Source organism: Methylobacterium oryzae (assembly GCF_036441375.1).
Classification (GTDB): domain Bacteria; phylum Pseudomonadota; class Alphaproteobacteria; order Rhizobiales; family Beijerinckiaceae; genus Methylobacterium; species Methylobacterium oryzae_A.
On record NZ_MLCA01000006.1, the window covers coordinates 75,432 to 91,860 of the forward strand.

Here is a 16,429-nt window from a genome sequence, read left to right on the forward strand (position 1 = left end):
TCCCGGTCGCGAGGCCCGCGCCCGACTCAGTGCGCGGCCGGCGCCCGCGTCCCGAGCGCGCCCGCGAGCCGGCGCACCGCCTCCCGGGCCAGCTCCGGGCTGATGGCGAAGCACATCCGCACGAGACCCTCGCCCTCCGGGCCGAAGGCGGTGCCGGGCGCCACGCCGACCTTGGCCTCCCGCAGGAGGCGCAGCGCCAGGTCGAGGCTCGGCTCGTCGCCGCCCATCCGGGCCATGAGGTAGAAGGCCCCGTCCGGCGGCGCGACCGTGACGCCCGGCAGGCGCGACAGCCCCTCCACCAGGATCGCGCGGGCCTCGGCGCAGCGGTCCACCATCGTGCGGATGAAGCCGTCGCCCTCCTCGAGGGCCGCGATGCAGGCGTGCTGGACGAAGGTCGGGATCGAGGTGGTGCTGTACTGCCCGAGCTTGGCGAAGGTCGGCGCGAGGCCGCGGGGGTAGATCACCCAGCCGGCCCGCCAGCCGGTCATCGCCCAGTTCTTCGAGAAGGTGTTGGTCACGATCAGCCGGTCGTCCTCCGCGCAGATCTGCAGGAAGGACGGCGCGATCCGGTTGCCGTAGGTGAAATGCGCGTAGACCTCGTCCGAGAGGATCCAGAGCCCGCGCTCCCGGGCGAGGTCGCGCAGGGCCGTCATCTCGGCCAGCGGCATGGTCCAGCCCGTCGGGTTCGAGGGCGAGTTCACCATGATCACCCGGGTGCGCGGCGTGATCGCCGCCGCGATGTCGGCGAGCGGCAGCGCGAAGCGCCCGTCCGGCAGGCGGCGGTACGGCACCGTCACGGGCACGCCGCCGGCGATGCGGACCGCCTCGCCGAGATTGGGCCAGGCCGGGGAGGGGATGATCATCTCGTCGCCCGGCTCCAGCAGCACCTGGGCCGCCTGCATGATCGCGTTCATGCCGCCCGCCGTGACGCCGAACCGGTCCGGCGGGATCTCCACGCCCCAGTGGCGGGCGTGGTAGGCGCCGAGCGCCGCGCGCAGCGCCGGCAGGCCGAGCGACGTGGTGTAGCGGGTGTGCCCGGCCAGCATCGCCCGGTGCGCCGCCTCGACGATGAAGGGCGGCGTCGGCAGGTCGCCCTCGCCGATCCAGAGCTTGACCACCTCCGGGTCGTCGCGCCCGCGATCCGCCACGAGGCCGATCTGGCTCGTGCCGATGCCGCGGATACGCGCCGAGAGCGCGGCGGCGAGATCGACGGGCGCGGCGGGTGCGGGGGTGTCGGCCATGGCGGCGCGTGCTCTCCTTGCGTCGGGGCGCGGCGGGTCGTGACGCAGCGAGCCACGCGGCGCCTGAGAGGTCCCGACCGGTAGGGAATGGCGCGACCCTGACGGGTTCGGGCTCGGACGTCCAGACCCGGGCGCCGCCCGCGCCCGCCCCGGCCGCCGCGAGGCGCGGCCCGGCATAGCCCAGCAGGAGCCCCCGCAGCGCACCGGAGTCGTTGAGGCCGAGGACCGCCAGCGTCGTCCGGCTGCGAATCACCGCCTCAATGACGTTGAACGCCTTGATATAGCTGTGCTTCCAACTAAGGGCCCGCTCGCCGGTGAAGCCCGCGATCAGCAGGCTGAAGCCGTCCCGGCTCGATCCCCTGATCCTCGCCCGCATGCAGTTCGGGTTCACGGTGGCCTTCCACATCGTGTTCCCGGCCTTCTCGATCGGCCTCGCGAGCTTCCTCGCGGTGCTGGAGGGGCTCTGGCTCGCCACCGGGCGTCAGGTCTTCATGGACCTGTTCAAGTACTGGATTAAGATCTTCGCGATCGCCTTCGCGATGGGCGTCGTGTCCGGGCTGGTGATGTCCTACCAGTTCGGCACGAACTGGTCGGTCTTCTCGGACAAGACCGGCCCGGTGCTGGGGCCGATGATGGCCTACGAGGTGCTCTCGGCCTTCTTCCTGGAGGCCGGCTTCCTCGGCGTCATGCTCTTCGGCATGACGAAGGTCGGGCCGCGGCTGCACTTCGCGGCGACGCTGATGGTCGCGTTCGGGACCTTCTTCTCGGCGTTCTGGATCCTGGCGGTGAACTCGTGGATGCAGACGCCGGCGGGCTACGGCACGAACGCCGAGGGCCAGTTCGTGCCGCTGGACTGGTGGGCGATCGTGTTCAACCCGTCCTTCCCGTACCGCCTCGTGCACATGGTGCTGGCCGCCTACCTCACCACCGCGCTGGTCGTGGGCGCGGTCGGCGCGTGGCACCTGCTGCGCGACCGGGCCAACCCGGCGGCCCGGACGATGTTCTCGATGGCGATGTGGATGGCCGCCCTGGTCGCACCGATCCAGATCCTCGCGGGCGACGCGCACGGCCTCAACACCCTGGAGCACCAGCCCGCCAAGGTCATGGCCATGGAGGGCCACTTCCGGAGCCACCCGGACGGCGCGCCGCTGGTGCTGTTCGGCCTGCCCGACCAGGAGGCCGGCACCGTGCGCTACGCGGTCGAGATCCCGAAACTGTCCTCGCTGGTGCTGAAGCACGCCCTCGACGCGCCCCTGAAGGGGCTCGACAGCCTGCCGCGGGCGGAGTGGCCGCCGGTGGCGATCGTGTTCTGGTCGTTCCGCATCATGGTCGGCCTCGGGATGCTGATGCTGCTCCTGGGCGCCCTCAGCCTTCTCGCCCGCTGGCGCGGCACCCTTTACGCGTGGCGCCCGCTGCACCGCTTCGCGGTGGCCATGGGCCCGGCGGGCTTCGTGGCGGTGCTGGCCGGCTGGATCACCACCGAGGTCGGGCGCCAGCCCTACACGGTCTACGGCCTGCTGCGCACGGCGCAGTCGGCCTCGCCGCTGCACGCGCCGGCGGTGGCGGCCTCGCTCACCGCCTTCGTGGTCATCTACTTCGCGGTCTTCGCCATGGGCACCGGCTACATCCTGCGCCTGATGGGCCAGCCCCCGCATGCCGGCGAGAGCGGGATCGAGCCCGGCGCGCCGATCCGGACGGCGGGCATCACGCCCGCCCCGGCGATCGATCCCGACCGCCACCTCCAGCCGGCCGAGTGAGGAACCCATGACCTACAGCTTCGACCTCACGGTGGTCTGGGCGCTCGTGATCGCCTTCGCGGTCTTCGCCTACATCGTCATGGACGGCTTCGACCTCGGCATCGGCCTCCTGTTCCCGGTCCTGCGGCCGGGCACGGAGCGCGATACCGCCATGAACTCGGTCGCCCCGGTCTGGGACGGCAACGAGACCTGGCTGGTGCTGGGCGGCGGCGGCCTGTTCGCCGTCTTCCCCCTGGCCTACGCGGTGATCCTGCCGGCGCTCTACGCGCCGATCATCGCGATGCTGCTCGGGCTGATCTTCCGCGGCGTCGCCTTCGAGTTCCGCTGGCGCGATCCCCGCCACCGCGCCGCCTGGGACGTGGCCTTCGCGGGCGGCTCGCTGGTGGCGGCCCTCGCCCAGGGCATCACGCTGGGTGCGCTGCTGCAGGGCATCGCGGTCGAGGGGCGGGCCTATGCCGGCGGCTGGTGGGACTGGCTCACGCCCTTCAGCGTCCTCGTCGGCGCGAGCCTCGTCGTCGGCTACGCGCTCCTCGGCGCGACGTGGCTGGTGATGCGCACCGAGGGCCTACTCCAGGCGCAGGCCCGGCGCTACGCTCTGCGCCTCACCGCGGCGACGGTCACGGCCATCGCCCTCGTCAGCGCGGTGACGCCGTTCCTCCAGGGCCGCTACTACGAGCGCTGGCTGGCGATGCCGAACGTGCTCGTCACCGCGCAGGTGCCGCTGCTCGTGGCGCTCGCGGCCTACGCCCTGTGGCGGACCCTGCGGGGCGGCGCCGAGCGGGCGCCCTTCCTGATCGCCCTGGGGCTGTTCGCCCTGACCTTCCTGGGGCTTGGCATCAGCATCTTCCCCGACGTCGTGCCGGGCCGGATCACGATCTGGCAGGCGGCCGCCCCCGAGGCGAGCCAGATCTTCCTGCTCGCCGGCGCGTCGGTTTTGATCCCGATCATACTGTCCTACACCGCGTACGCGTACTGGGTCTTCCGCGGCAAGGTCGACGCGCACGGATATCACTGATGGCACCCGCAGCAGCACAGCCCCTCTGGAAGCGCCTCGCGTGGTTCGTGGGGCTCTGGGCCTCCAGCATCGTCGGCCTCGGCTTCGTCGCGACGGTCCTCCGGTATTGGCTCAAGAGCTGATAGACCGGGGGGCGCCCGCCTGACACTTCACCGCGTCGGATCCCTGCCGTGCAGCTGCCCCCGCTCGTCCAGACCTTCGTGCTGCATTTCGGCGAGATGGGCTCGCGCTGGGGCATCAACCGGACCGTGGGGCAGATCTACGCCCTGCTGTTCGTGGCCGAGCGGCCGCTCAACGCCGACGAGATCGTCGAGGGCCTCGGCGTGTCGCGCTCCAACGTCAGCATGGGCCTGAAGGAGCTCCAGGCCTGGAACCTCGTCCGGCTCCAGCACAGGCCGGGCGACCGGCGCGACTACTTCACGACGCCCGAGGATATCTGGCAGATCGTCCGCACGCTGGTCGAGGAGCGCAAGAAGCGCGAGATCGACCCGACGCTGACCCTCCTGCGCGAGCTCCTGATGCAGGAGCCCGGGACCGAGGAGGAGCGGCACGCGCAGGCACGCCTCCGGGAGATGCACGACCTCTTCGAGCTGTTCGCCGGCTGGTACGCCGACGTGCGCCGCCTCGACACCGAGCGCCTCGTCCAGCTCCTCACCCTCGGCTCGAAGGTCCAGAAGGTCCTGGAGATGAAGGACCGCCTGACCCGCCTTCCGGGCCGGATCGGCGGCCGGCCGGCCAAGCCGGACTGACCCGGTCGCGCGGGGGGAGGGGCCCCCCCTCACGCCTCGACGAGCGCGCCCCGGTAGAGGGCGATGAGCGAGGCGCCGATATGCTCGATATGGCGCCGCAGGCAGGCGGCCGCCTCGTCGGACTTGCCGGCCTCGCACAGGGCCAGGATCTGCGCGTGCTCCCTGACCGCGCGGGTCGCGTCCTCGGAGGTCGAGATCTGCAGCCGCGTCGGCCGCTCGCAATCCTGCAGGAGGCCGGACACGATCGCCAGGGAGCGCGGCCGGCCGGCGTGCCGGATCAGGTCGAGGTGGAAGCGGCTGTTCAGGTCGCCCCAGCGGAGGACCTGGCCGGTCTCCAGCGCCGCGCCGTACTCCTTCGAGAGGGCGTCGAGATCGCGGATGTCGTCGGGGGTCAGGTGCGGGGCCGAGAGCAGGAGCAGTTGCGGCTCGAGCTGAACGCGCAGCTGGAAGATGTCTTCGACCTCCTGGAGCGACAGGCCCGTCACGACCGCCCCGCGATGCGGCATGATCCGCACGAGCTTGCTGGCCTCCAGCTGCAGCAGGGCTTCGCGAACCGGGATGCGGCTGATCCCGAATTCCTCCGCCAGGGCGTCCTGGCGCAGCTGCACCCCCGGCGGCAGATCCCCGTTCAGGATCTGCTCGCGCAGCGAATCCGCGACGGCCGCCGCCACGGTCTTGTGCCGCAGCCGGTCGGGTGCGGGACGTCCAGGGCCCGTGGGGGACATCAACGCCTCAGGAGAAGAGTATACATGTATACACGGCACCCTCTTGCCCGGAAAACGCGCGCCTGTCCAATGCCAGATTGTCCCGAATAAACCTGAGGTTAGTTCGCCCGACGAATTGCACGGGGATCGCGAACCGCGGATGTCGGCCTAGGCGCCGCGCAGCAAGGACCACGCCGCGGTTCGGCCCCGTGCGACTCGCCGATAGCGCAGCCGCACGGCCCCGACACTGATCCAGGTGAATGACACGCCCGGATCGGGGCCGGAAGCGGCGCGGGCGCCGGCGCGCGGCTTACCGGGCCGCCGGATCGCGCCGGAGCTCCGGCGCGGCCCAGGGCGCCTGGCCGAGGGTCTGGCCGAGATGGGCGATCAGCGCCGTCACCCGCGCCGGCCGCGGATCGCCCGGGGGCGTGACGAGGTGCAGGGCGATCGGCGGCGGCGACCAGGCCGGCAGCACCCGCTCGAGCCGCCCGGATTCGAGATCGTCCCAGATCATGAAATCGGGCTGCAGGGCGAGGCCGAGGCCGGCCCGCAGCGCCGGTGCCAGCGCCTCGGCGTTGTTCGCCCGGAGCTGGCCCGCCGGCACCACGACGGCCTCGGCACCGCTCCCGTCCACGAAGCGCCAGCGGTCGGGCGTCGGCAGGTAGGCGTAGCCGAGGCAGGTGTGGCGGACGAGGTCGTCCGGGTGCTCGGGCCGGCCGTGCCGGTCGAGATAGGCGGGGGTGGCGACCAGCGAGCGGCGGATCGCGCAGAGCCTCCGGGCGCGCAGGGAGGAATCGGGCAGGGCCGCGATGCGCAGCCCGATGTCGAACCCGCCGCCGACGAGGTCGACGACCGCGTCCGACAGGTGGAGGTCCACCGACACGGCCGGGTGGTCCCGGAGGAAGGCCGGCAGGATCGGGGCCACGTGCAGGATGCCGAAGGTCATCGGCGCGGCGAGGCGCACGAGGCCGCGCGGCTCCGCGGCGCCCGCCGTCGCCAGCGCCTCCGCGGCCTCGCCCTCGGCCAGGATGCGCGCGGCGCCGTCCTTGGCGGCGTGCCCGGCCTCGGTGAGCGCGAGCTTCCGCGACGTGCGGTTGAACAGGCGGGCGCCGATCCGGAGCTCGAGCCGGCTCACCGCCTTCGAGACCGTGGCCTTCGACAGGCCGAGCTCCGCGGCGGCGCGGCCGAAGGAGCCGGTCTCCACCACCTTGGCGAACACCGCCCAGGCCTCGAAATCGGGCAGTCTCATCGGTCAGATCCGGAAACGATAGGTTTCCATCGTTTCTATTTCCGCCGGTCATGGCAAGGGGCACATTCCCGTCATCGCAACAGGCCGCCCGTCGCGGCCTTCCGTCGGGAGACATCGCCATGCTTCAGACCGGCCTCCACCACGTCACGGCCTTCTCCGGGCCGGCCCTGCGCAACCTCGACTTCCACACCCGAATCCTCGGGCTGCGGCTGGTGAAGAAGACCGTCAATTTCGACGATCCGGGCACCTACCACCTGTACTACGGCGACGCCGCCGGACGGCCCGGCACGATCCTGACCTTCTTCCCCGTCGAGCACGCCGCGCCGGGCCGCGTCGGGATCGGCGAGACCCAGGAGACGGCCTTCCGGGTGCCCCGCGCCTCCATCGGCTGGTGGACCCACCGGCTCATCGAGAAGGGCGTCGCCCACGAGCCGCTGGTCCAGGTCTTCGGCGCGCCGACGCTGCGGTTCCGCGACCCGGACGGCATGATGCTCGCGCTGGTGGGCGTCGATGTCGGCGACGCGGAGGGCTGGGCGTCGAGCGAGGTGCCGGCCGAGCACGCGATCCGCGGCCTGCACGGGGTGACGCTCCTCCTCGACAGGGCCGAGCCGACCGCCGCGATCCTCACGGAGGTGCTCGGGCTGGAGGAGGTCGGCCGCGAGGGCAGCCTGATCCGTTTCGCGGGCAGCGCCGCACTCGGCGGTCTCGTCACCCTGCGGGCGGTCGGCGGCTTCCTGCCCGGCCGCCCGGGGGCGGGCTCGGTCCACCACATCGCGTTCCGGGCGGCGGACGACGCCGCCCAGGCCGCGATGGGCCGGGCGCTCGAGGCGCGGGGGCTCCACGTCACGGAGCAGCGCGACCGGCAGTACTTCCGCTCGATCTACTTCCGCGAGCCCGGCGGCGTGCTGTTCGAGATCGCCACGGACGCGCCCGGCTTCGCGGTCGACGAGCCGGTCGATGCCCTCGGCCAGGCCCTCAAGCTCCCCGCAGGCCTGGAGCCGCACCGGGCCGAGATCGAGGCCGTCCTGCCCAAGGTCGCCTGAGCCCCGCCACCATCCTGCCCGCCCCGCGCCCGCGCGGGGCGGGACCGCTCCCCGTCACCCGTGAGGCCATCATGACCCAGGACAACGCCGGCTTCATCCACCGCTTCGAGCCCGGTCCCGACACCGCGCGTCCGCTGCTGCTCCTCCACGGGACCGGCGGCGACGAGACCGACCTCCTGCCCCTCGGCCGCACGGTCGCGCCGGAGGCCGCCCTGCTCGCGCCGCGCGGCGCCGTCAGCGAGAACGGCATGCCGCGCTTCTTCCGCCGCCTGGCGGAGGGCGTCTTCGACGAGGCGGACCTGCGCCGCCGCACTGGCGACCTCGCGGCCTTCGTGGCGGCTTCCCGGACGCGGTACGGGATCGGGGCGCCCGTGGCGCTGGGCTTCTCGAACGGCGCCAACATCGCCGCGTCGCTGCTGCTGCTCCGGCCGGAGACCCTGGCGGGCGCGGTCCTGATCCGCCCGATGGTGCCGTTCGCCGAGCCGCCGGCCGCGGATCTCGCCGGCCGGCCGGTCCTGATCCTCTCCGGGGCGATGGACCCGATCGTGCCCGCGGAGAACGCGCGGCGCCTCGCGCAGCAGCTCACCGCGGCCGGAGCCCGCGTCGAGCACCGGATCCTGCCGGCGGGCCACGGCCTGTCGCAGGCCGATCTCGGCTTGGCGCTGAACTGGCTGCGCGGCCTCGCACTTCCCGAAGCGGCCTGACTCGGTCGCGCACGACAGCACGGAGCGTTCGACGATGTCCCCGATCTCCTCTTCCAGCGCGACCGCCCTGCTGCCGGTGACCGGCCGGGTCCTGATGAGCGCGATCTTCCTCGTGAGCGGCGCCGGCAAGCTCGCGGCCCCGGCCGCGACGCTCGCCACCATCGAGGCCGCCCATCTCCCGCTGCCGCCTCTCGCCTACGCGGGGGCGACCACCGTGGAGGTGGTCGGCGGGCTGCTGCTCGTCGCCGGCTACCGCGCCCGGCTGGTCGCCCTGGTCCTCGCGCTGTTCGCGGTGGCCACCGCGGTGACCTTCCACGCGGCCCTCGGCGACCAGAACCAGATGTTCCACTTCCTGAAGAACCTCGCCATGGCCGGCGGCTTGCTTCAGGTCGCGGCCTTCGGGGCCGGCCCGCTCAGCCTCGACGCGCGGCAGGGCCGGGCCTGACCGGCCCGCCCATCCGCGCGACCCCTGCCTCTCGCCCTCCGCCTATCGCCCCTCGGGAGACCACGATGCCCTACTTCACCGCGCAGGACGGCACCCAGATCTACTACAAGGACTGGGGCACCGGGCAGCCGGTGGTCTTCAGCCACGGCTGGCCGCTCAACGGCGACGCCTGGGAGGACCAGATGCTGTTCCTCGCGGAGCGCGGCTTCCGGGTCATCGCCCATGACCGGCGCGGGCACGGTCGCTCCGCGCAGCCCTGGTCGGGCAACGACATGGACACCTTCGCGGACGACCTCGCCGGGCTGATCGCCCATCTCGACCTGCGCGACGCGGTGCTGGTCGGCCACTCCACCGGCGGCGGCGAGGTCGCCCGCACCATCGGGCGTCACGGCACCGCCCGCGTCGCCAAGGCGGTGCTGGTCGGGGCCGTGACGCCCCAGATGATCCGGACCGACGCGAATCCGGGCGGCCTGCCCCGGGACGTGTTCGACGGCATCCGCGACTCGGTCCTGCGCGACCGGTCCCAGTTCTTCAAGGACCTGAGCGGTCCGTTCTACGGCGCCAACCGCCCGGGCGCCGCGGTCAGCGGCGGCCTGCGGGACACGTTCTGGATGCAGGGCATGATGGCCGGCCTGCGGAACGTGCACGCCTGCGTGGCGGCCTTCTCGGAGACCGATTTCACCGAGGACCTGAGGCGCATCGACGTGCCCACCCTCCTGGTGCACGGCGACGACGACCAGATCGTGCCGATCGACGCCGCGGCGCGCGCCGCCGTCAAGCTCGTGCCGGGCGCCGTGCTGAAGGAGTATCCGGGCGCCCCGCACGGGCTAGCCGCCACCCACAAGGACCGGCTCAGCGCCGACCTGCTCGCCTTCATCCGGGGTTGAGATCTCGGATCGAGGAGACTTCCGGCCTTTCCCGCGCCGGTCCGGGCTCCTAAAGCCTGCGGCGGGCCGCGCGCCGCGGCCCGTCAGACGCCAACCTCCGCACGGATCCCCGCATGCCGACCTCCGACGCACCGCTCGCCCTCGGGATCATCGGCGCGGGCATCATGGGGGAGCGCCTGCTCGGCGCGATCCACGGGGCGGCGGACTCGCCCGTGCGGGTCGCGGCGATCTGGGACCCGTCGCCGGAGGCCCTGGACCGGGTCGGCGCGGCCTTCCCGGCGGTGCCGCGGGTCGCCGATTCCGCCGCCGTCGTGGCGGCGAGCGACTGCGTCTACGTCGCCTCGCCGCCCGCCTCGCATCTCGGCTACGCCCGCGCCGCCCTGGCCGCGGGCCGGAGCGTGTTCTGCGAGAAGCCGCTGGCCACCGACCGCGCCGACGCCCGCGCCTTCGTGGCGGAGGCCGGGGGCGCGGGCGCGGTCAACTTCCCGTTCGCCTCGTCGCCGGGCGTGGCGACGCTCGAGCGCTGGATCGCGGACGGCGCGGTCGGCACGCCCCGGGCGCTCACCGTCGCGGTGGCCTTCGCCCGCTGGCCCCGGCCGTGGCAGGCCGACGCCGCCCGCTGGCTCGACGCGCGCGGCGAGGGCGGCTTCACCCGCGAGGTGGTCTCGCACTTCCTGTTCCTGGCCCGCCGCCAGCTCGGTCCGCTCGCGGGGCTCGCCGGACGGGTCGCCTTCCCGGAGCCGGGCCGGTCCGAGCGCGCGATCGACGTGACGCTCACGGCGGGCGGGATCCCCGTCACCCTGACCGGCCGGGTCGGGGGCGTCGCGGCCGACGACCACAACACGTGGACGCTGGAGGGCGACGCGGGCGCCGTCCGGCTGCGCGACTGGGCCATCGCCGAGCGGCGGGGCGCCGACGGGCGCTTCGAGCCGGAGCCCGACGCGATCCCGAACGAGAAGCTGCGGCCGATCACGCTCCGGCGCCAGATCGAGGGCGTGGTCCGCATGGCGCGCGGCGAGCCCCACCACCTCGCCACCTTCGCGGAGGCGCTCGACGTGCAGGAGGTCGTCGAGGCTATCCTGGCGCTGTGAGGGCGGAGGCCCTCGGACCCTGTCCGGGTGATGGCTTCGGCCCCGCCGCCCTGGCGGGCAGAGCGAAGCGATCCAGGGGCGCAACCCTCGAAGGGAGCGCGCCCCCCGAGAGCCCGTCCGCCACACGCGCCATCAGCTTGGGCACGACCACGACGATGACGATACCAGAGGCAGCGTATATGCGCCCGGTTGCTCGGAGTGTGGGGCAGACCCCGCAAACCCCGTGCAAGGATCCCAGGCGCGGCTGATTGGGAATTGCGATCGCATGCTCCCATGATTGCGGTTCGCTACATCTCACAGAGCTGACCTTACAAACTCGAAGATCGCTCCCGGCAAGATTCGGCGCGGAATGCTTGAGAGCTTCTGCGCGCCAACAGTGATGATCTGCGCTGTCGTGCAGCAGGATGCTTGACGAACTGAGACGATTGTCCTACCGGCATCTCCGGCAACGTTGCTGTGGTTGCAGCTGAAGTATCAGTGGCGGTCTATCGAGCATGACAGCCCGGCGACTCCATGCGGGCTCGGAATCTGAAATCGGTCCGGATCGATTATTGGCGGGCGGATGCAATCGTAAGACCGTAAAACGCGGCTCGGCTGCAGCAAACATAGCTGTTGTCAAAGGAAACATCAGTCATTTCACGTCTTTGTAGGAGCCGTTGAATGAGTGCTGCCATTTCCTCTCTCACGACATCTCGCCTTCGGACCGTGCCGCTGCCGACTGATCGTTTGGCCGCGCCTTCTCTGGACGATGTCGAAACAACACAGCTGAAGCAGTCGGCCGATCCGCGATCGACTCTGACGCTGTCTCCATCAAGCAGAGAAGCAATATTCCGAACTGCAAACATACCGCAAAATCCGGGTGACGACCTTCCTCCCAATAATCCAGTCGACAACCCGCCGGAAATCATTCCGAACTCTCCGGACTACCCGGAACCAACTCCAACGCCTCCCTATGATCCCCCGCCGTATGGTCCGGGGTATCCTGGTGACGAGCATTGAAATAGAGGATTATAAATCTTGGCAGGCGCTTTTCGGGGTGCCTGCCCCCAATTGCATTAGGTCATATGAAATATTTTTGCACGATTTTGTCTGTGCTTATTTGCATCATAGGATTATTGCATTCAGTTTCGACATCGTATGCGAGCAAAGTGTTTGAATATTCGCACGTAGGTATATATGAAAAAGATCAATTTGTTTGTCGAGGGCTGAAAATCGGCAACGATATCATAACGGCCGCCCATTGTTTCCGAGGTAGAAACGGGCTTGGAGTTAGATATTTTGTCGGCAGTCGGGTCGGATTTGCTGAAGTATCAAGAGTAAAAACTTTGTATTCACGCTCGCCTATCATTGACATAGCCATATTCCAGGCGAATGTTCCTCTCGCGGCCGAAGTTGATGGCGTTATCGCCATCGGGGATGCTGAGCCGATCGAGAATTTCAATGACAAGCAGAGTTTCTCAATCGAATTAAAGACATTTGACGCCAATGGACATGACGCGCGTTCCCGGCTCGTTGAAATTGTGCCTATGCATTACTCGAAGGGATACGATGACGTCGTCCTTCTGTCTCTAGATAAGCAAAGCCGTATCAGTCTTCCTGAGCCGAAAAGCGCCGGATCGACGGCGTTTTCGATCAGCATGCATGAGAACATGATCGTCGATCGCTCGGATTTGATATGCCAGGGCCAGTCAGGGTCGCCGGTCTTTGCGCGCAAAAATGATGTAAAGTATCTTATAGGTATTCTAATTCGGGGGCTGCCAAATGGATACTATAATACCGTTCTGTGTGGGAACGGAGCTTATGCTCTCCGACTTGATGGTGCGGCCGGCGCTTGGATAAGAAAAAATTTGGATCCGACGGACTAGGGTTTGGACTCGTTCTGCACCAGAAGGCGATGACGGCAGCCAGGGCGACGGTTGAGGCGTCGTTGCGGGCGAGCTTGTCGTATCGGGTGGCTATGCGGCGGAAGTCCTTGAGGTAATTGAAGGTTGCCTCGATGCGCCAGCGGTCCCGGTCGTGCCGCTTGTCGTGGTGGATCCTTCTCTTGCGGCCGCGCTTGCACAGGTCAGCGCGCGGCCAATCGGCGTCATGACCCTTGTCGGCGCTCAGGCGGCGGATCCGGCCGGGTGCCTCGGCCAGGACGGCCGGAGCGGCGGTGACGTCGCCGGCGTTGCCGGGCGTCAGCCGGAGGGCGCCGGGCCGGCCGAGGACTGCGGTGATCGCTCCCGTCCCGCCGTCCTCGCGAGCGGAGCGAAGCAATCCCGTCGGCGCGACGCCGGCTGATGTCGCGCTGCCCTGAGTTGCTTCGCTGCGGTCGCGATGACGGAGCGTTTCCGTCACCCGGTCGCTCCAGCCGGATACCGTCTCAGACCTCGAGCAGGTCGATCAGGAACGGGATCAGCGGCGCGTCGGCCGGCGGCATGGCCAGATCGCGCAGCGCCTTCGGCCGGACCCATCTGAGCGCCTGCCCCTCCATCGGGCGCGGCGTGCCGGTCCAGCGCCGGCAGACGTAGAGCGGCATCAGAAGGTGGAAGTCCGGATAGGCGTGACTGGCGAAGGTGAGCGGCGCGAGACACGGCTCCTCGACCCGGATGCCGAGTTCCTCGGCGAGCTCCCGGATCAGCGTCTGCTCGGGGCGCTCGCCGGGCTCGACCTTGCCGCCGGGGAACTCCCACAGGCCGGCGAGCTGCTTGCCCGCCGGGCGCTCGCTCACCAGGACGCGGCCGTCGACGTCGACGAGGGCGACGGCGACCACGAGGAGCAGGCGCGGGGGCGCGGCCGCGGGGGCGCTTCCGGGCGCGCTCATTGCGCCACCGCGAAGGTGGCCGAGACCTCGGAGGACATCTGGATCGTGCCCGCCTCGAGGGGCACCCGCCGCCCCTTGGCCGCCATCGGTGCCGCGCGGGCCATCTCCAGCGCCGGGCGGTACGGCGTGTTCGCCGCTGTGCTCAGCGTGCAGAGCGGGCCGAGCTTGGCACCGACCGCCTCGGCGAGGGCCTCGGCCCGGCTGCGGGCGTCCCGGGTCGCCGCCACCTGGAGGGCCGCCTCGCTCTTGTCCGGGTCGCGCAGCCCGAAGCTCACGCCGTCGATGCGGTTGGCGCCGGATTCGAGGGCCTGCCGGAGCAGGTCGCCGAGGCGGTCCATGTCGGCCAGCCGGACCGTGACCATGTTGCTGGCGCGGTAGCCGTCGGGCTCCTCGGTCACGGCGCCCCCCGGCCGGGCGACGGGGCGGGTCGCCGCCTGCAGGGTGACGGCGGCCGTGCCGATATCGGCCGGCGGGACCCCGAGGGCGCGGGCCTGCGCCGAGACGCCGGTCACCGCCTTCGAGGCCGCGTCGAGGGCGGCCGCCGCGCTCGCCCCGCGCGCCTCGATGCCGATTGTCACCTCGGCGAAGTCCGGCGCCCGCGTCTCCGACGCGCGCCCGACGACGCCGATGTGGCGCTTGCACGCCGCGTCGTCGGCCCGCGCCGACGGTGCCAGCGCGGCCGCCAGGACCGCGGCGAGGCCGACGCCCGACAGGAACGCCCTCACGAGCGGTAATCCCCGTTGATCTCGACGTAGGCCTTGGTCAGGTCGCAGGTCCAGACGCGGGCGGTGCCGTCGCCCAGGCCGAGATCGACCCGGACCGCGATCTCCGGCGCGCGCATCACGGCGCTCGCCGCCGCCTCGCTGTAATCGGGGTCGCGGGCGCCCTGGACCGCCACCCGCACGTCGCCGAACCAGATCGCGAGCCGGTCGCGGTCGGCGGGCTCGCCGGCCTTGCCCACGGCCATCACCACGCGGCCCCAGTTGGCGTCCTCGCCGGCCACCGCGGTCTTCACCAGCGGCGAGTTGGCGATCGACATGGCGATGCGGTGCGCGGAGGCGTCGCTCTCGGCGCCGGTCACCCGCACGGTGACGAACTTGCGCGCGCCCTCACCGTCCTTGGCGACGAGCTGGGCCAGCTCGATCAGCAGGCCGTCGAGCGCCTTCCGGAAGCCGGCGAGGCGCGCGTCGGCGGGGTCGGTGACCGCCGGATGGCCGGCCTTGGCGGTGGCGAACAGCATCAGCGTGTCGGAGGTGGAGGTGTCGCCGTCCACGGTCACGCAGTTGAAGCTCGTCTTCGTCCCGGCCGAGAGAAGCGCCTGCAGCACGTCCTGCGGCAGGGCCGCGTCGGTGAACACGAAGGACAGCATCGTCGCCATGTCGGGGGCGATCATGCCGGCGCCCTTGGCGATGCCGTTGATCGTCACGCGCACGCCGTCAATCTCGGCCGTGCGGGTGGCGAGCTTCGGGAAGGTGTCGGTGGTCATGATCGCGCGGGCCGCCTCGGCCCAGGCGGCCGGCCCGTCCTCGGCCCGGGCCGCGCAATCCGCGAGCACGCCGGCGAACCGCTCCGCCGGGAGCGGCTCGCCGATCACGCCGGTCGAAGCGACGTAGACCTCGCGCGCGCCGCAGCCCGCCGCCGCCGCGGCGATCTCGACGGTGCGCGCCACCGCGTCGCGCCCGAGGCGGCCCGTGAAGGCGTTGGCGTTGCCGGAATTGACCACGAGCGCCCGCGCCGACCCGTCCGCCAGGGCGTCGCGGCACCAGTCCACCGGCGCCGAGGGGCATTTCGACCGGGTGAACACGCCGGCCGCCCGGGTCCCCGGCTCGAGGGCGACGTAGAGCACGTCGGTGCGGCCGCTGTAGCGGATCCCCGCCTGGGCGGTGGCGATTCGAACCCCCGGCAGGGGCGGCAATTCGGGCATCGCGGCCGGCGCCAGCGGGGAGACGGAAGGGGCTTTCGCGGACGACATCGGCTCGGGCTCCGGCAGCGCGCGGCACAGGTTCCGCGGCGGCCCGGTGTTGCCCGCGCGACCCCCGCGGCGTCAACTCCGTGCCCAGCCTATGGTCAGCCCGCCCGGGTGCATCGCGTTTGTGCAACGGCGGCGCCGAATGCGGCGCGATCACGGCGCCGGGCTTGCGCGTGGATTGCGTCCCAGCTTAGCATGCTGCATCGCAAAGCCAGCGCGAAGTCGAGTGCGGAATGCCCCCAGCCGACGTCGAGACTGCCTCGAGCGGCCTGCCCCAGGGCAGCTGCTACCGGATCCAGGTTCTGGTGGTCGGCCGCCACAAGCGCTGGCGCGACGAGGTCTCGGCGCAGGTCCGGATGCTGGGCTATCAGGTCACCGCCTGCGACCGCGGCGTCGACGCCATGGCGGTGCTCGCCCTCGGCCTGCCGGTGGACGTGCTGGTGGTGGACACCGCGCTCCAGGGCGGCCTGTGCTGCGCGCAGCTCGCCGTCGAGGCCCGGGCCCTGCGCCCGGCCCTGCGCATCATCCTCGCCAGCGATCCGGTCGACGCGATGGGCCCGGAAGCGTCGGCCCGCGTGCCCGACGCGCTGCTCGTCCCGCGCGACCAGCTTCAGAACGGGATGGTCGCCACGACCATGCGCGAGGCGCTGGCGAGCCGCGCCGCCTGAGGTCGGGCGCGACGGCCCGAGGGGCCGCGCGACGCGTCGACCGAATCGTGGCCGACGCGACTCACGGCGTCGCCGCGCCTCCGCGCAGGTTCGGGCCTGTT

Annotated in this window: 16 protein-coding genes and 1 pseudogene; 10 read left to right on the forward strand and 7 right to left on the reverse strand. The window is 71.1% G+C overall.

The annotated features are described in order from the left end of the window. Window positions 1-26: 26 nt before the first annotated feature. The gene (locus MOTC310_RS10665; protein ID WP_331301746.1) at window positions 27-1,241 is read right to left on the reverse strand and encodes a pyridoxal phosphate-dependent aminotransferase; all 1,215 of its coding nucleotides are present in this window, start codon (window positions 1,239-1,241) and stop codon (window positions 27-29) included. 374 nt (window positions 1,242-1,615) lie between these two features. Between MOTC310_RS10665 and MOTC310_RS10670 the strand changes: the two genes are divergently transcribed. Genes MOTC310_RS10670 through MOTC310_RS10685 form a run of 4 tightly spaced genes read left to right on the forward strand, consistent with a single transcriptional unit; the run spans window position 1,616 to window position 4,762 of the window. Further along, window positions 1,616-2,998, forward strand: a complete 1,383-nt coding sequence (locus tag MOTC310_RS10670) for a cytochrome ubiquinol oxidase subunit I (RefSeq protein ID WP_331302220.1) — start codon at window positions 1,616-1,618, stop codon at window positions 2,996-2,998. Between the two features lie 7 nt (window positions 2,999-3,005). Beyond that, window positions 3,006-4,013 carry a cytochrome d ubiquinol oxidase subunit II gene (cydB, locus tag MOTC310_RS10675; protein ID WP_331301747.1) on the forward strand — a complete coding sequence of 336 codons (1,008 nt, stop codon included), beginning with the start codon at window positions 3,006-3,008 and terminating at the stop codon, window positions 4,011-4,013. Continuing rightward, window positions 4,013-4,135, forward strand: coding sequence for a DUF2474 family protein (locus tag MOTC310_RS10680; RefSeq protein WP_331294531.1), 123 nt, complete (start codon window positions 4,013-4,015; stop codon window positions 4,133-4,135). Before cydB ends, MOTC310_RS10680 begins: the two co-directional genes overlap by 1 nt. Window positions 4,136-4,183: 48 nt before the next feature. Continuing rightward, a complete protein-coding gene (locus MOTC310_RS10685) occupies window positions 4,184-4,762 on the forward strand; it encodes a GbsR/MarR family transcriptional regulator (RefSeq protein ID WP_331294532.1) in 579 nt (192 codons plus the stop codon). A gap of 29 nt (window positions 4,763-4,791) precedes the next feature. Here the strand turns inward: MOTC310_RS10685 and MOTC310_RS10690 are convergent, their stop codons facing one another. Together MOTC310_RS10690 and MOTC310_RS10695 are read right to left on the reverse strand one after the other, a co-directional pair. After that, window positions 4,792-5,487 (reverse strand): GntR family transcriptional regulator, encoded by a 696-nt coding sequence (locus tag MOTC310_RS10690; protein WP_331294533.1) that lies wholly within the window; start codon window positions 5,485-5,487, stop codon window positions 4,792-4,794. A 289-nt stretch (window positions 5,488-5,776) separates the two neighbouring features. Continuing rightward, window positions 5,777-6,715, reverse strand: a complete 939-nt coding sequence (locus tag MOTC310_RS10695; protein ID WP_331294534.1) for a LysR family transcriptional regulator — start codon at window positions 6,713-6,715, stop codon at window positions 5,777-5,779. Window positions 6,716-6,834: 119 nt separating this feature from the next. Between MOTC310_RS10695 and MOTC310_RS10700 the strand changes: the two genes are divergently transcribed. The 5 genes from MOTC310_RS10700 to MOTC310_RS10720 all read left to right on the forward strand — a co-directional run bounded on the left by MOTC310_RS10700 (window position 6,835) and on the right by MOTC310_RS10720 (window position 10,885). Then, complete coding sequence (locus MOTC310_RS10700) at window positions 6,835-7,758, forward strand: ring-cleaving dioxygenase (protein WP_331301748.1); 924 nt, start codon at window positions 6,835-6,837, stop codon at window positions 7,756-7,758. A 71-nt stretch (window positions 7,759-7,829) separates the two neighbouring features. Then, a complete protein-coding gene (locus tag MOTC310_RS10705) occupies window positions 7,830-8,462 on the forward strand; it encodes an alpha/beta hydrolase (protein ID WP_331301749.1) in 633 nt (210 codons plus the stop codon). A gap of 34 nt (window positions 8,463-8,496) precedes the next feature. Beyond that, window positions 8,497-8,907 carry a DoxX family protein gene (locus tag MOTC310_RS10710; protein ID WP_331294537.1) on the forward strand — a complete coding sequence of 137 codons (411 nt, stop codon included), beginning with the start codon at window positions 8,497-8,499 and terminating at the stop codon, window positions 8,905-8,907. Window positions 8,908-8,972: 65 nt separating this feature from the next. Next, window positions 8,973-9,794, forward strand: a complete 822-nt coding sequence (locus MOTC310_RS10715) for an alpha/beta fold hydrolase (RefSeq protein ID WP_331301750.1) — start codon at window positions 8,973-8,975, stop codon at window positions 9,792-9,794. 113 nt (window positions 9,795-9,907) lie between these two features. Beyond that, entirely contained in the window at window positions 9,908-10,885 is a 978-nt protein-coding gene (locus MOTC310_RS10720; RefSeq protein ID WP_331301751.1) for a Gfo/Idh/MocA family protein, read from the forward strand. A gap of 1,881 nt (window positions 10,886-12,766) precedes the next feature. Here the strand turns inward: MOTC310_RS10720 and MOTC310_RS10725 are convergent. The 4 genes and pseudogenes from MOTC310_RS10725 to argJ all read right to left on the reverse strand — a co-directional run. Beyond that, window positions 12,767-13,108, reverse strand: a pseudogene (locus tag MOTC310_RS10725) (transposase); the annotation flags it as partial. Window positions 13,109-13,250: 142 nt separating this feature from the next. Beyond that, a complete protein-coding gene (locus MOTC310_RS10730; RefSeq protein WP_331294542.1) occupies window positions 13,251-13,691 on the reverse strand; it encodes a (deoxy)nucleoside triphosphate pyrophosphohydrolase in 441 nt (146 codons plus the stop codon). Continuing rightward, window positions 13,688-14,416 carry an SIMPL domain-containing protein gene (locus tag MOTC310_RS10735; protein WP_331301752.1) on the reverse strand — a complete coding sequence of 243 codons (729 nt, stop codon included), beginning with the start codon at window positions 14,414-14,416 and terminating at the stop codon, window positions 13,688-13,690. The genes MOTC310_RS10730 and MOTC310_RS10735 overlap by 4 nt, the downstream gene beginning before the upstream one ends. Further along, window positions 14,413-15,663 carry a bifunctional glutamate N-acetyltransferase/amino-acid acetyltransferase ArgJ gene (argJ, locus tag MOTC310_RS10740; protein WP_331301753.1) on the reverse strand — a complete coding sequence of 417 codons (1,251 nt, stop codon included), beginning with the start codon at window positions 15,661-15,663 and terminating at the stop codon, window positions 14,413-14,415. The genes MOTC310_RS10735 and argJ overlap by 4 nt, the downstream gene beginning before the upstream one ends. Before the next feature lie 230 nt (window positions 15,664-15,893). On the opposite strand from argJ, the gene MOTC310_RS10745 reads away from it, so the two are divergent. Next, window positions 15,894-16,328 (forward strand): response regulator, encoded by a 435-nt coding sequence (locus tag MOTC310_RS10745; RefSeq protein ID WP_331301754.1) that lies wholly within the window; start codon window positions 15,894-15,896, stop codon window positions 16,326-16,328. Window positions 16,329-16,429 lie beyond the last annotated feature (101 nt).

Excerpts from the sequence above, each read along its gene's own strand:
- MOTC310_RS10695 (WP_331294534.1), bottom strand. The coding sequence starts at position 6,715 with ATGAGACTGCCCGATTTCGAGGCCTGGGCGGTGTTCGCCAAGGTGGTG.
- MOTC310_RS10670 (WP_331302220.1), top strand. The coding sequence starts at position 1,616 with ATGCAGTTCGGGTTCACGGTGGCCTTCCACATCGTGTTCCCGGCCTTC.
- MOTC310_RS10690 (WP_331294533.1), bottom strand. The coding sequence starts at position 5,487 with ATGTCCCCCACGGGCCCTGGACGTCCCGCACCCGACCGGCTGCGGCAC.
- MOTC310_RS10730 (WP_331294542.1), bottom strand. The coding sequence starts at position 13,691 with ATGAGCGCGCCCGGAAGCGCCCCCGCGGCCGCGCCCCCGCGCCTGCTC.
- MOTC310_RS10680 (WP_331294531.1), top strand. The coding sequence starts at position 4,013 with ATGGCACCCGCAGCAGCACAGCCCCTCTGGAAGCGCCTCGCGTGGTTC.
- MOTC310_RS10720 (WP_331301751.1), top strand. The coding sequence starts at position 9,908 with ATGCCGACCTCCGACGCACCGCTCGCCCTCGGGATCATCGGCGCGGGC.
- MOTC310_RS10710 (WP_331294537.1), top strand. The coding sequence starts at position 8,497 with ATGTCCCCGATCTCCTCTTCCAGCGCGACCGCCCTGCTGCCGGTGACC.
- MOTC310_RS10715 (WP_331301750.1), top strand. The coding sequence starts at position 8,973 with ATGCCCTACTTCACCGCGCAGGACGGCACCCAGATCTACTACAAGGAC.
- MOTC310_RS10665 (WP_331301746.1), bottom strand. The coding sequence starts at position 1,241 with ATGGCCGACACCCCCGCACCCGCCGCGCCCGTCGATCTCGCCGCCGCG.
- cydB (WP_331301747.1), top strand. The coding sequence starts at position 3,006 with ATGACCTACAGCTTCGACCTCACGGTGGTCTGGGCGCTCGTGATCGCC.
- MOTC310_RS10700 (WP_331301748.1), top strand. The coding sequence starts at position 6,835 with ATGCTTCAGACCGGCCTCCACCACGTCACGGCCTTCTCCGGGCCGGCC.
- argJ (WP_331301753.1), bottom strand. The coding sequence starts at position 15,663 with ATGTCGTCCGCGAAAGCCCCTTCCGTCTCCCCGCTGGCGCCGGCCGCG.
- MOTC310_RS10745 (WP_331301754.1), top strand. The coding sequence starts at position 15,894 with ATGCCCCCAGCCGACGTCGAGACTGCCTCGAGCGGCCTGCCCCAGGGC.
- MOTC310_RS10705 (WP_331301749.1), top strand. The coding sequence starts at position 7,830 with ATGACCCAGGACAACGCCGGCTTCATCCACCGCTTCGAGCCCGGTCCC.